The following is a 13,258-nucleotide window of genomic DNA, read 5'->3' on the forward strand; positions in this document are numbered from 1 at the left end:
GGCAGAGACCTCTTCCCACCCCGAAACACTTGGAGCAGGACATGAGCGAGACCGAGAACCAGTCCGCGGGCGCTTCCACCCACGGCGAGGGCCCCTTCATCGCCGCCATCGACCAGGGCACGACCTCCAGCCGCTGCATCGTCTTCGACAAGGACGGCCGTATCGTCGCCGTCGACCAGAAGGAACACGAGCAGATCTTCCCGAAGCCCGGCTGGGTCGAGCACGACGCCGCCGAGATCTGGACGAACGTGCAGCAGGTGGTGACAGGCGCCCTGGACAAGGCCGGCATCACCAAGGCCGACGTGAAGGCTCTGGGCATCACCAACCAGCGTGAGACGACGCTGCTGTGGGACAAGGCCACCGGTGAGCCCGTGCACAACGCCCTGGTCTGGCAGGACACCCGCACGGACACGCTCTGCCGCGAACTCGGCCGCAACGTCGGCCAGGACCGCTTCCGCCGCGAGACCGGCCTGCCCCTGGCCTCCTACTTCTCCGGGCCGAAGATCCGCTGGCTGCTCGACAACGTCGACGGGCTGCGTGAGCGCGCCGAGCGCGGCGAACTCCTCTTCGGAACCATGGACTCCTGGGTCATCTGGAACCTCACCGGCGGACCTGACGGAGGGCGTCACGTCACGGACGTGACCAACGCCTCCCGCACCATGCTGATGAACCTGCACTCGATGAACTGGGACGAGAAGATATGCAGCTCCATGGGCGTCCCCATGTCGCTGCTGCCCGAGATCCGTTCCTCAGCCGAGGTGTACGGGGAGGCGACGGGCGCGCTCGCCGGTGTCCCGGTGGCCTCCGCGCTGGGTGACCAGCAGGCGGCCCTGTTCGGGCAGACCTGCTTCGCCGAGGGAGAGGCGAAGTCCACGTACGGCACGGGAACGTTCCTGCTGCTCAACACCGGACACGAGGCGGTCAATTCGTACAACGGGCTGCTGACCACGGTCGGCTACCGCATCGGCGACGAACGGCCGGTCTACGCCCTGGAGGGCGCGATCGCCGTCACCGGTTCGCTCGTGCAGTGGATGCGCGACCAGATGGGACTGATCAGCACCGCTGCCGAGATCGAGACCCTCGCCAGCTCCGTCGAGGACAACGGCGGCGCCTACTTCGTACCGGCCTTCTCCGGGCTCTTCGCCCCGTACTGGCGGGACGACGCCCGGGGTGTGATCGCCGGCCTCACCCGGTACGTCACGAAGGCCCACCTCGCCCGTGCCGTGCTGGAGGCGACCGCCTGGCAGACGCGGGAGATCGTCGACGCGATGCAGAAGGACTCCGGCGTCGAGCTGACGGCGCTGAAGGTCGACGGCGGCATGACGTCCAACAACCTGCTGATGCAGACCATGTCGGACTTCCTCGACGCACCCGTCGTACGGCCGATGGTCGCCGAGACGACCTGTCTCGGCGCCGCCTACGCGGCAGGGCTCGCCGTCGGCTTCTGGTCCGACACCGACGAGCTGCGCGCCAACTGGAAGCGGGCGGCCGAGTGGACGCCCGACATGGAAGCGGCCGACCGCGACCGCGAGTACAAGAACTGGCTCAAGGCCGTGCAGCGGACCATGGGCTGGATCGAAGAGGAGAACTGAGAACGATGAACACCCTGCAGAGCGTCCCCACCCTCGGGACGCACCCGGCTGCCGGCGGCAATCCGAGCCGCGCCGAGACCAGGGAGCTGCTCGCGGGAGCGACGTACGACCTGCTCGTGATCGGCGGCGGCATCCTCGGAACCTCGGTGGCCTGGCACGCCGCGCAGTCGGGGCTGCGGGTGGCGATGGTGGACGCCGGCGACTTCGCCGGCGCCACCTCCTCCGCCTCTTCCAAGCTGGTCCACGGCGGACTGCGTTATCTGCAGACCGGCGCGGTCAAGCTGGTGGCGGAGAACCACCACGAGCGGCGGGTGCTGGCCAAGGACGTGGCGCCGCACCTCGTCAATCCGCTCAAGTTCTATCTGCCCGTCTACAAGGGCGGGCCGCACGGTGCGGCGAAGCTGGGCGCCGGTGTCTTCGCCTACAGCGCGCTCTCCGCGTTCGGCGACGGCGTGGGGCGCCTCGTCTCGCCCGCGCGCGCCGCGGCCGACAACCCGGGGCTGCGTACGGAGAACCTCAAGGCGGTCGCGGTCTACGGCGACCACCAGATGAACGACTCCCGCATGGCCGTCATGACGGTACGTGCCGCAGTCGACTCGGGCGCCGTGGTCCTCAACCACGCCGAGGTGACCGGCCTGCGCCGCACCGTCGGCCGCGTGACGGGAGCCGAACTGCGCGACCGCACAGACGGCAGCGAGTTCGGCGTCGACGCCCGTCTCGTGCTCAACGCCACCGGCCCCTGGGTGGACCACCTCCGCCGTCTGGAGGACAAGGGCGCCGCCCCCAGCGTGCGGCTCTCCAAGGGGGCCCACCTCGTGCTGCGCCGCAAGTCGCCGTGGCGGGCGGCGATGGCGACGCCGATCGACAAGTACCGCATCACCTTCGCGCTCCCGTGGGAGGACCAGCTGCTGCTGGGCACCACCGACGAGGCGTACGAGGGTGACCCGGGCGACGTACGCGCGACCCAGGCCGACATCCAGCAGATCCTGGACGAGGCCGCGTTCTCCGTACGCGACGAGCACCTGGACCGCGATCTGATCAGCTACGCGTTCGCGGGCCTGCGCGTGCTCCCCGGCGGCCCGGGCGGCGTGACGGCGGCGAAGCGGGAGACGGTGGTCAGCGAGGGAATCGGCGGGATGCTCTCGGTCGCGGGCGGCAAGTGGACGACGTACCGCCACATCGGCCGCGCCGTGATGGACAAGCTGGCGAAGCTGCCGGGCGGCTCGATCGCGCAGGACATGGAGCCCGTCGGGGAGTTGGTACGCCGCACCCCGCTGCCCGGGATCTCGAACCCGAACGCGGTCGCGCACCGGCTGCTGGTGGACCGGGAGCGCGAACCGGGCCCGCGCATGGACCCGTCGACGGCGCGTCATCTGGCCACCCACTACGGCTCGCTCTCCTTCGACATCGCGCGGCTGGTCAACGAGGACCCGGCGCTCGGCGAACGCATCCACCCGGACGGGCCGGAGATCTGGGCCCAGGTCGTGCACGCGCGCGACCACGAGTGGGCCGAGACCCCCGAGGACGTGCTGCGGCGGCGCACCACGCTCACCATCCGCGGTCTGGACACCGACGAGGTGCGCGAGCGTGTCGCGAAGCTCCTCGCGGAGCGCCGCAACTGACGGCCTGGGAAGCGGAGACGGCACAGGCACGAGAGCAGGGGGGACGGGGGAAGCGTCCCCGTGCGGCCGTGACGGGACTGCACGGGGATCGCAGGCGGGCGGGTCACGCCGGGGGGCAGGCCCGCCCGCCGTCATGCGGACGCCGCCCCGCCGTGACGCGGACGCCGCCCACGCGGGGAGCTCAGCGGGGAGAGCCCGGGCGCTCAGCCCTCGCCGCCGGAAGGTCCGGGCCGAAGCCAGACCGCGGTGTCCGGTGCGAGCAAGCCGTCGTACGGACCCGGCTCGCTCGCCAGCAGCCGCACCGCGCCGCCCGGAAGCGGCACCGGCCGCCCGGAGAGATTGACCCGGCATTCGAGCAGGGAGCCCCGGCGGAAGGCCAGTTCGCCGTCGGCGGCGTCCAGCCACTCCAGCCCGCCGCCCCGGGAGCGGGTGGAGCCGGCGAAGTCGCGGCGCAGCTTCAGCGCGGAGCGGTACAGCTCCAGGAAGGAGTCCTCGACTCCGCTCTGTGCCTCCACCGAGTGGGCTCCCCATCCGTCCGGCTGCGGCAGCCAGGCTCCGGCGGGACCGAAGCCGCAGGAGGGTCCCCGCAGCTGCCACGGGATCGGTACGCGGCAGCCGTCGCGGCCCTTGTTCGTACGGCCTGTGCGCTCCCACATCGGGTCGCGCAGCGCCTCGGCGGGCAGGTCCGCGACCTCCGGAAGCCCCAGCTCCTCACCCTGGTAGAGGTAGGCGGTGCCGGGCAGCGCCAGGGTGAGCAGCGCGGCGGCGCGGGCCCGGCGGCGGCCCAGGTCGTGGTCGGCGGCCGGTTCACGTCCGCCGGAGGCCAGCCACCCGGCGAAGTCGGTGCCTTCGGGGAGGCCGTAGCGGGTGGCGTGCCGCACCACGTCGTGGTTGGAGAGCACCCAGGTCGGCAGGGTGCCGACGGAGCGCGCGCCGTCGAGCGACTCGTCGATGACCCCGCGGAAGGACGCGGCGTCCCAAGGGCAGCGCAGATGAAAGAAGTTGAAGGCCTGGTGCAGCTCGTCGGGACGGGTGTAGAGCGGCAGCCTGGCGGCGCTGACGCCCGCTTCGGCGACGGCAGCGCGAGGAGGCCGGCAGGAGTCGAGGATCTTCCGCCAGGACCGGTAGACGTCGTGCACCTGGTCCCGGTCCCAGAACGGGTGGTCGTCGCCCTGCGGCGGCGAGTTGAGCGGTGCGGCGTCGTTGCCGAGTGTGTTGCGCAGCGGGGGCGCGAGGTCCTTGCACAGGCCGTGCGCGACGTCGACGCGGAAGCCGTCGACGCCGAGGTCGAGCCAGAAGCGCAGTGTCCGCTCGAAGTCCGCGGCGACCTCCGGGTTCTCCCAGTTCAGGTCGGGCTGCTCGGCGGCGAATATGTGCATGTACCACTGCCCGTCCGCCGTCCTGGTCCAGGCCGCGCCGCCGAACTTGGACTGCCAGTCGGCGGGCGGCTCACTGCCGCCGGCGCCCTTGCCGTCACGGAAGACGAAGCGGTCGCGGGCAGCCGAACCGGGGGCGGACGCCAGCGCCTCCACGAACCAGGGGTGCTTGTCGGAGCAGTGGTTCGGGACGATGTCGACGATGACCTTCAGGCCGAGCCCGTGGGCCCGCGCGAGCAGGTCGCGGAAATCGCCGAGGGTGCCGTGACGCGGGTCGACGTCCCGGTGGTCGGACACGTCGTAGCCCCCGTCGGCCCAGGGCGAGGGGTAGAACGGCGTCAGCCAGAGCGCGTCGACACCGAGCCCGGCCAGGTGTCCGAGGCGGTCGGCGATTCCGCGCAGGTCACCCATGCCGTCGCCGTCGGAGTCGGCGAAGCTGGGCACGTAGATCTGGTAGACGACGGCCTCACGCCACCAGGCGTCGGTGGCTTCCGTGGCTTCCGTGGGTTCCGGGGACGGCTGCTGGGGCGTGCTGGCTGTCACGGTGTCCTCTCATGAAGTGGCGCGTGCGGCCGCGGCACCCTTCCGCCCGTACGGACGCGGCGCGATGCCGACGGGCACTGTACGTACACCGCCGCAGGGCCGGAAGCGGCGGCCGCTGCCGAGCCTCATCGGGAGCGCCGTGCAGGTCAAGTGGACGGCATGGGGCACTCACCTCGCTGCTTCCCCTGACTCCGCCGGGGTGCCCCAGGGGCCGTCGGCACTCCGGGGACCCTCCGGCGGACGGTGCGTACCCGCCGGGCGTACGGGTGCGGCCAGGGCTGCGGCGTGCGCGCTGTCACGCCGTAGGCTGGTTGCCGCACGGAACAGAACGGCAGCCGGGTGCGCGTCTACGCACACTTCCCGGCCGGAAGGAGGCGCTGGGTGATCGAGCTCGAGGGAGTACCCGAGCTGGTCGACCCCGTCATGGTGGCCGCGTTCGAAGGCTGGAACGACGCCGGCGACGCCGCCTCCACCGCGGTCGGGCACATGGAGCGGGAGTGGAAGGGCGAGGTCTTCGCGGCGCTCGACGCGGAGGACTACTACGACTTCCAGGTCAACAGGCCTCAGGTGTGGCTGGACGGCGGCTCACGCAAGATCACATGGCCGACGACACGGCTCGCGGTCGTACGCGTGGACAACGCGGGCGGCAAGGGGAAGCCGCGCGACCTGGTGCTGGTGCGCGGCATCGAGCCGAGCATGCGCTGGCGCTCCTTCTGCAACGAAATCCTGGGCTTCGCCCATGAGTTGGGCGTGGAGATGGTCGTCGTCCTGGGCGCGCTGCTCGGTGACACACCGCACAGCCGCCCCGTCCCTGTGACGGGCGTGACATCCGATCCCGATCTGGCCCGCACGATGAACCTGGAGGAGACGCGCTACGAGGGGCCGACGGGCATCGTCGGCATCCTGCAGGAGGCGTGCACCCACGCCGGCGTGCCGGCGCTGAGCCTCTGGGCCTCGGTGCCGCACTACGTCTCCCAGCCGCCCAACCCGAAGGCCACCCTCGCGCTGCTGAACCGCCTCGAGGATCTGCTGGAGCTGAACGTGCCGCAGGGCGAGCTCCAGGAGGACGCGCGCGCATGGCAGTTGGGCGTCGACCAGCTGGCCGCGGAGGACAGCGAGGTCGCCGAGTACGTGCAGTCGCTGGAGGAGGCAAGGGACACCGCCGAGCTGCCCGAGGCCTCGGGAGAGGCCATCGCGAAGGAGTTCGAGCGGTATCTGCGGCGGCGTGACGGCGGTCCGGGAGGCGCGGGCAGCGGTACGCCGGGCGGCAACCCACGGGATTCCGGGGCGGGTTCCTCCCCCGCATTCGGCTCGGAGGCCCCTAAGCCTCCTGCGGGCGGCGGACGCTCCCGTCGTACGAAGCCGCCGGCGCGCGACGGCGCCAAGGACGACCGGAAGGACGACGAGGACACCGGCGGTGCCGAAGGGGGCAGGGAGACCGGCGGAAGCGGGGACGCAGAAGACCGCGACGCCGACGCAGGCAAGGACGGCGGCGGCGAAACCAGCGGAAAGGACGGCGGCGAGGGCAAGGCTGCCAAGCCCGCCACGCGCCGCGGCACCGCCGGCGGCGGCAGGAGCGGCGGCGGGCGGACCAGAAGCACCGGTGGCGCCAAGGACACGAAGGGCACCGGCAGCAGCCGTGGCAGCGGCGCCGCCGGCCGCGGCAAGTCCGCCAAGGACGGCGGCGAGAGCAAGGACGAGAACGGAAGCGGAAGCAGCAACGGCAGCGGCAGCAGCAGCAACAGCAAGGCCAAGCCCGCCTCCGACGGGGAGCAGGACGGGAGCGGCGGAAGCGGCGAAAGCCGCAAGAAGGACGGCAGGGGCGGCAGGAGCAGCGGCACCCGCCGCAACGGCGGGAAGCGCAAGCCGGACGAGACCGTCGAGCCGGACAAGGGCAGCGACGGCAACAAGGGCGCCAACGGCCAGGACTCCGACGAGGAGTGAGCACCCGGCGCACCGGAAAGGCCGCCCCGCCCGAAGACGAGCGCGATCCCCAAGTCCAGCGGGATCCCGCTGATCAAGCGGGACGGCAATTCCGGCCGGGCGCCTCGGCGCTACAGCGCGACTCCCAGCAGCGCGTCGACCGCACGCGAGACCAAGCCGGGCGCACCCTCGTCCGTGCCTCCCCCGGCCTCCTGTGCCGCCGCCCAGCGGTCGACGGCGGCAAGCGCGGCCGGTGAGTTCAGATCGTCCGCGAGCGCGGCACGGATCTCCTCGACGACGGCGTCGGCCGGCGGGCCGTCCGGCCGCGAGACGGCGGTCCGCCACCGCGCCAGCCTGGCCCGGGCCTCGTCGAGCACGTCGCCCGAGTACTCCCAGTCCGACCGGTAGTGGTTCGCGAGCAGCGCGAGCCGGATCGCGGCGGGATCGACTCCCTCGCGGCGCAGCTGTGAGACGAAGACCAGGTTCCCCTTGGACTTCGACATCTTCTCGCCGTCCAGGCCCACCATCCCCGCGTGCACGTAGGTCTGGGCGAAGGGGTGTTCACCGGTGAGGGCCTGAGCGTGCGAGGCGCCCATCTCGTGGTGGGGGAAGGCGAGATCGGAGCCGCCGCCCTGTACGTCGAAGCCCATGCCGAGGTGCTCCAGCGCGATGGCCACACACTCGATGTGCCATCCGGGCCTCCCGGGGCCGAGCGAGGCCCCGTCCCACTCCGGTTCGCCGTCGCGGGCGGCGCGCCACAGCATCGGGTCGAGCGGGCTCTTCTTTCCGGGCCGCTCGGGGTCGCCGCCCCGCTCGGCGGAGAGGATCCGCATGGTCTCCGCGTCGAGGCGTGAGACTTCGCCGAAGTGGGTGTCCGCGTCGACCGAGAAGTAGACGTCCCCCTCCAGTTCGTACGCGGCACCCTGGTCGCGCAGCCGCTCGACGAGGGGCACGATGCGCGGGATCGACTCGACGGCACCGACGAACTGCCGTGGCGGCAGCATCCGCAGAGCCGTCATGTCCTCCCGGAAGAGGTCCGTCTCACGCTCCGCCAGCGCCGACCATGCCTCGCCCGTCTCCCGCGCACGTTCCAGGAGGGGATCGTCGATGTCGGTGACGTTCTGTATGTAGTGAACCTGCCGCTTGGTGTCGAGCCACACGCGCTGTACGAGGTCGAAGGCGTTGTAGGTCGCCGCGTGCCCCAGATGGGTGGCGTCGTACGGAGTGATCCCGCAGACGTATATGCGGGCGACGGGACCGGGCGCCAGGGTGGTGCGGGCGCCCGTCGCGGTGTTGTGGATCTCCAGGTCGCGGCCCTGACCAGGCAGGGCGGGAACCTCGGAAGCGGGCCAGGCATGCATTCCCTGAGCCTAACCCGGACAGGAGTTCGCCTTCCTGACGGGACGGCCCCCTCCGTCCCCGGCCTGCGGAAATGGCCGGATAGGCGCTCTTGACCGCGCACGGCGGCGTGCGTAGGCGTCATGCGGAACCTGCGCACGTGTCACACGGGGGGCCACGGGATCGCCGGCCAGTCGCCGCTGGGCAGCGGGTGACGGCCGGAACTGATCAAGCCGTCGGTCCGCTTGCGCAGGGCTTCGACCTCGGCTGTGGTGATCAGTGCGGAGAGCCTGGTGGCGAGTGGAGCGCCGTCGGCCAGTGCCGCGCCGAGTCCGCGCAGCGTCGCGGTCGCCTCGGAGGTCAGCTCCTCGCCCGCCCAGCCCCACAGCAGGGTGCGCAGCTTGTCGTCCACGTTGAAGGTGACGCCGTGGTCGATGGCGTACAGCGCGCCGGTGGCGAGAGTCAGCAGGTGACCGCCCTTGCGGTCGCCGTTGTTGATGACAGCGTCGAGCACTGCCAGCCGCCGCAGCCGCTCGTCGTCGGCGTGCACGAGCAGCGCCGGGCGCGCGGAGCCGGTGTCCACGTGCCCGACGGGCTTCCAGCCCTCCCCCGGCTCGTCGCCCTCGACGATGGCCAGCAGCTCCCGGCCGCCGGCGGCCTCTTCGCCCCCGGCGGACTCGTGGGCCCCGGCCGCTTCGTCCCCTGCGGACTCGCGGGCCCCGTCCCCGTCCTCGCCCCCGTCCTCCTCATCGTCCTCCGGTGCGGTTCCGGGCAGCGGCCCCACCCACGCCTGGCACATGCCCTCGCCGTACGGCCCGTCGCGCAGCACCGTCGCCGGGATCAGGTCCCAGCCGGTCGCCCGGGAGATCTCGTACGCCGCGACCTCCCGCTGTGCGAGCGTGCCGTCCGGGAAGTCCCACAGCGGCCGCTCGCCCGCCACAGGCTTGTACACGCACGCGACGCGGTGCCCTTCGTGTTCGACCTCGCCGAAGAGCACGGCGTTGGAGGCCTGCCGGATCTGTCCCAGTACGGTCAGCGTGCCGAGCTCAAGGCGTGTGCGCGTCTCCTCGGCCGCGGGCGAGGCGGCCTCCTGCTGCTCCTGTCGCGGCGGACGGCCGCAATCGGCTGCCTGGCTCATTCGCCGCGCCGGTATCCGTTCTGACGCGGACACACATGGCCTTCCGGGTCGAGCGGGAGGCTGCACAGCGGACACGGCGGCCTGCCGGCGTTGACGACTTCGAGTGCGCGCTTGGCGAAGGCCCGTGCCATGGTGCCGTCGAGCCGCACGCGGAGCATCGGCGGCCCGTTCTCGTCGTCCTGGAGCAGCCGTTCCTCCGCGTCGGCGAGATCCTCGTCGGAGTCGGCCTCCAGTTCGACGACGGCCTGCGCCTCGACGACCATCCGCTCACCGTCGCCGTCCCAGGCCAGCGCCATGGTGCCGACGCGGAACTCCTCCTCGACGGGGGTCTCCAGGGGCTGCGTGTCGTCGAGTTCGGCCGGTGCCACCGCGGGCACCGGTGCGTTGCCGCCGGAGCGGCGCACGACCTCGTCCAGCAGTTCGTCGATCCGTTCGGCCAGGGCCTCCACCTGCGCCTTCTCAAGGGCGACGCTGGTGGTACGTCCCGAGGCCGACGCCTGGAGGTAGAAGGTGCGCCGTCCTGGCAGCCCGACGGTACCGGCGATGAATCGGTCCGGCGGGTCGTAGAGGAACACCTGACGGGACACGTCCTGCTCCGTTGTCGTCGACGTCTGATCGGTCTAAGGCACCCTACTGCCGCGCCGATCTTCCTGCTTAGGCTCCGCCCCCCACAGTGGCGTCGCTGCCCTCCGGGGAGCCCTCCTGGCCCTTCGCGCCCTCCTCCCCGGCGTCGCCGGGCTCCGGCTCCGGCGGTACGAGGGAGTCGAGTTCGCCCGTCTCCCCCAGCCGCAGCAGGAAAGGCCGCAGCGGGGTGTAGCGGATGACGGTGAGAGAGCACGGGCCGACGGCGATGCGCTGGAAGAGGTCCAGATGCATGCCGAGAGCGTCCGCGACCACCGACTTGATGATGTCGCCGTGCGAGCACATGGCGAACAGCGCGTCCGCCCCGTGGTCCGCCTCGATGCGCGCGTTCCACTCACGGACGGCCTCCACGGCCCGCGTCTGCATCGCGCGCATCGACTCCCCGCCGGGGAAGACCGCCGCGGACGGGTGCTGCTGCACCGTGGTCATCAGCGGTTCGTCGCTCAGCTCCGCGAGTTTGCGCCCGCTCCAGTCCCCGTAGTCGCACTCGGAGATGCGCTCGTCGGTGTGCAGGGGAAGCTCCGGCCGAGCCTGCACGAGCGGTTCCAGGGTCTCCTGGCAGCGCTGCATGGGGCTGCTGACCAGCGCCGTCAGCGGCAGCACACCCAGCCGCCCGGGAAGCGCCGCGGCCTGGGCCCGGCCGTGGTCGTCCAGAGCCACTCCGGGCGTGCGGCCCGCGAGCAGGCCGGAGGTGTTGGCGGTGGAGCGGCCGTGCCGTACGAGGATGAGCGTGGGCATGCCTGCCAGCGTAGGCGAGCGGCGGGAAGCGCCCGCCGGTGGTCCGGTGGGCGGCGGAGGGGCACAATGACCAGTCGTGATCGTGGACTGCGCCATCTACCAGGAAGGACGCCGCATGGAGCGGCCGTCCGGCTACTCCGACGCCCTCGACGAGGCCAGGGCGGCCGGGGACGCCTTTCTGTGGATCGGGCTGCACGAGCCGACCGAAGCCGAATTCGAGCTCGTGACAAGCGAGTTCGGGCTGCACCCGCTCGCCGTCGAGGACGCGCTCCACGCGCATCAGCGGCCCAAGCTGGAGGTCTACGAGGACTCCCTCTTCCTCGTGCTCAAGCCCGTCTCCTACGACCAGTCCGCCGCCGCCGTCTCCGCCGGGGAACTGATGCTGTTCGTCGGCGACTCCTTCGTGGTGACGGTGCGCCACGGCGAGGCCAATCCGCTCCGTGCGGTGCGCGAGCGGCTGGAACGCGAGCCGGAGGTCCTGCGGCACGGACCGACGGCCGTGATGTACGCGGTGAGCGACGCCATCGTGGACCAGTACATGGACGTCGCCGAGGACCTCCACATCAGTCTCGACGGGCTGGAGGAGGACGTCTTCTCCCCGGAGGCCCAGGCCGCCCGTGACACCGCGGGCCGCATCTACGGCTTCAAGCGGCAGGTGCTGGGCTTCCGGCGGGCGACCGGGCCGCTGGCCGACCCGCTGGAGCGGCTGATGCGTGCGGGAGTGCCGTTCGTCCACGAGGACTCCCGGCCCTTCTTCCGCGACGTGAGCGACCACCTGACCCGCGTCAACGAGCAGGTGGACAGCCTCGACCGGCTGCTGTCGGACATCCTCTCCGCGAACCTCGCCCAGATGAGCGTCCGGCAGAACGACAACATGCGGAAGATCTCCGCCTGGGCCGCCATGTTCGCGGTGCCCACCGCCATCGCCGGGATCTACGGCATGAACTTCGAGCACATGCCGGAGCTGCACTGGGTGTGGGCGTACCCGACCGTGCTCGGGGTCATCGTGACGGCCTGTCTGCTCCTCTTCCGCCTCTTCAAGCGCCGCGGATGGATCTGAACGCACCTCTCGGCCGCGCCGGACCGGGCAGGCCCGCCCGGCGGGGCCGAGGAGGGGCGACCCGGAGGGCGTCCGACGCGGTGCGGACCGTTGCGTAACCCTTGCGCCTGCCGCGCGTTGAGATGCGTAGCGGCCGTGGCGGGGAAGACCCCCGAGCCCCCTCCACGGCCGTAGGCATGCCCTCCGGCGGCCGCTAGGACGCCACTCCGGCCCGCTCCAGCGCTTCGACGCCCGCCCTCAGTCCCGCGATGCGCTCCTCCAGCGCGAAGCCGGCCGGGGCGAGGGAGAGAGTGGTCACTCCGGCCTCGGCGTAGGCGCGCATCCGCTCGGAGATCCGCTCGACGGGGCCGAGGAGGGTGGTGGAGTCGATGAGTTCGTGCGGCACTGCGGCCGCGGCGCCCTCCTTGTCGCCCGCCAGGTACTTGTCCTGGATCTCGGCCGCCTCCTTGCCGTAACCCATGCGCTGTGCAAGCCGGTTGTAGAAGTTCTGCTTGCGGCTGCCCATGCCGCCGACGTACAGCGCGGTGTACGGGCGGAACTGGTCCGCGAGCGCGTGGACGTCCTCCCCCACCGCCATCGGCACCGTCGGGCACACGTCGAAGCCGTCGAGGCCGGGGCCCTTGCCGGCCTTCTCCCGTCCCGCGCGCAGGTACCGGAGCGTGGTCTCCTCCGCGTGCTCGGGCGAGAAGAAGATCAGCAGAGCACCGTCGGCGATCTCGCCGGTCTGCTCCAGGTTCTTGGGGCCGATCGCCGCGATGTAGAGCGGGATCTCCTCGCGTACGGGGTGCACTGTGAGCTTGATCGGCTTGCCGGGACCGCCGGGCAGGGGCAGCGTCCAGTGCTCGCCCTGGTGGCTGAGCCGCTCCCGGGACATGGCCTTGCGGATGATCTCGGCGTACTCGCGGGTGCGGGCGAGCGGCTTGTCGAACTTCACGCCGTACCAGCCCTCCGAGACCTGCGGCCCGGAGACGCCGAGGCCGAGCCGGAACCGGCCGCCGGAGAGGGTGTCGAGGGTGGCCGCGGTCATGGCCGTCATCGCGGGCGTACGTGCGGGGATCTGGAAGATGCCCGAGCCGACGTCGATGCGTTCGGTCTGTGCGGCCACCCAGGACAGCACGGTGGGGGCGTCGGACCCGTAGGCCTCGGCGGCCCAGCAGACCGAGTAACCGAGACGGTCCGCCTCCTGGGCGACGGCGAGGTTGTCCGCGTCCATCCCCGCACCCCAGTAGCCGAGGTTGATACCGAGCCGCATACCGGCCCCCTTACTGATCAGTAACGTCGCTGTC

General features: G+C 71.6%; 9 protein-coding genes and 1 pseudogene. 4 read left to right on the forward strand and 6 right to left on the reverse strand.

Annotated features, from left to right (window positions below; all coding sequences use genetic code 11):
- Positions 1–41: 41 nt before the first annotated feature.
- Both glpK and AN215_RS02345 read left to right on the forward strand, forming a co-directional pair.
- Positions 42–1,592 (forward strand): glycerol kinase GlpK, encoded by a 1,551-nt coding sequence (gene glpK, locus AN215_RS02340; protein WP_070012445.1) that lies wholly within the window; start codon positions 42–44, stop codon positions 1,590–1,592.
- A 5-nt stretch (positions 1,593–1,597) separates the two neighbouring features.
- Positions 1,598–3,214 (forward strand): glycerol-3-phosphate dehydrogenase/oxidase, encoded by a 1,617-nt coding sequence (locus tag AN215_RS02345; protein WP_070012444.1) that lies wholly within the window; start codon positions 1,598–1,600, stop codon positions 3,212–3,214.
- Positions 3,215–3,417: 203 nt separating this feature from the next.
- Here the strand turns inward: AN215_RS02345 and AN215_RS02350 are convergent, their stop codons facing one another.
- A complete protein-coding gene (locus AN215_RS02350) occupies positions 3,418–5,133 on the reverse strand; it encodes a glycoside hydrolase family 13 protein (RefSeq protein WP_070012443.1) in 1,716 nt (571 codons plus the stop codon).
- A 381-nt stretch (positions 5,134–5,514) separates the two neighbouring features.
- Here AN215_RS02350 and AN215_RS29030 point away from each other — a divergent pair.
- Positions 5,515–6,726: pseudogene (locus AN215_RS29030) on the forward strand (PAC2 family protein); the annotation flags it as partial.
- Positions 6,727–7,187: 461 nt separating this feature from the next.
- Here the strand turns inward: AN215_RS29030 and mshC are convergent.
- From mshC to AN215_RS02375, 4 genes are all read right to left on the reverse strand, one after another.
- Complete coding sequence (gene mshC / locus AN215_RS02360; protein WP_070012442.1) at positions 7,188–8,417, reverse strand: cysteine--1-D-myo-inosityl 2-amino-2-deoxy-alpha-D-glucopyranoside ligase; 1,230 nt, start codon at positions 8,415–8,417, stop codon at positions 7,188–7,190.
- 140 nt (positions 8,418–8,557) lie between these two features.
- Positions 8,558–9,532 carry an SCO1664 family protein gene (locus tag AN215_RS02365; RefSeq protein WP_070012441.1) on the reverse strand — a complete coding sequence of 325 codons (975 nt, stop codon included), beginning with the start codon at positions 9,530–9,532 and terminating at the stop codon, positions 8,558–8,560.
- Positions 9,529–10,119 (reverse strand): DUF3090 domain-containing protein, encoded by a 591-nt coding sequence (locus AN215_RS02370; protein WP_070012440.1) that lies wholly within the window; start codon positions 10,117–10,119, stop codon positions 9,529–9,531. Before AN215_RS02370 ends, AN215_RS02365 begins: the two co-directional genes overlap by 4 nt.
- Before the next feature lie 67 nt (positions 10,120–10,186).
- The gene (locus AN215_RS02375; protein ID WP_070012439.1) at positions 10,187–10,912 is read right to left on the reverse strand and encodes a histidine phosphatase family protein; all 726 of its coding nucleotides are present in this window, start codon (positions 10,910–10,912) and stop codon (positions 10,187–10,189) included.
- A 76-nt stretch (positions 10,913–10,988) separates the two neighbouring features.
- Here AN215_RS02375 and corA point away from each other — a divergent pair, with 76 nt between their 5' ends.
- The gene (gene corA, locus AN215_RS02380; protein WP_070012438.1) at positions 10,989–11,972 is read left to right on the forward strand and encodes a magnesium/cobalt transporter CorA; all 984 of its coding nucleotides are present in this window, start codon (positions 10,989–10,991) and stop codon (positions 11,970–11,972) included.
- Between the two features lie 193 nt (positions 11,973–12,165).
- Here the strand turns inward: corA and AN215_RS02385 are convergent, their stop codons facing one another.
- Positions 12,166–13,224, reverse strand: a complete 1,059-nt coding sequence (locus AN215_RS02385) for an LLM class F420-dependent oxidoreductase (RefSeq protein ID WP_070012437.1) — start codon at positions 13,222–13,224, stop codon at positions 12,166–12,168.
- Positions 13,225–13,258: the final 34 nt, after the last annotated feature.

Source organism: Streptomyces abyssalis (genome assembly GCF_001751365.1).
Classification (GTDB): Bacteria; Actinomycetota; Actinomycetes; order Streptomycetales; family Streptomycetaceae; genus Streptomyces; species Streptomyces abyssalis.

Coding starts and splice junctions, on each gene's coding strand:
- glpK (WP_070012445.1), top strand. CDS start 42: ATGAGCGAGACCGAGAACCAGTCCGCGGGCGCTTCCACCCACGGCGAG.
- AN215_RS02345 (WP_070012444.1), top strand. CDS start 1,598: ATGAACACCCTGCAGAGCGTCCCCACCCTCGGGACGCACCCGGCTGCC.
- mshC (WP_070012442.1), bottom strand. CDS start 8,417: ATGCATGCCTGGCCCGCTTCCGAGGTTCCCGCCCTGCCTGGTCAGGGC.
- AN215_RS02365 (WP_070012441.1), bottom strand. CDS start 9,532: ATGAGCCAGGCAGCCGATTGCGGCCGTCCGCCGCGACAGGAGCAGCAG.
- AN215_RS02375 (WP_070012439.1), bottom strand. CDS start 10,912: ATGCCCACGCTCATCCTCGTACGGCACGGCCGCTCCACCGCCAACACC.
- AN215_RS02385 (WP_070012437.1), bottom strand. CDS start 13,224: ATGCGGCTCGGTATCAACCTCGGCTACTGGGGTGCGGGGATGGACGCG.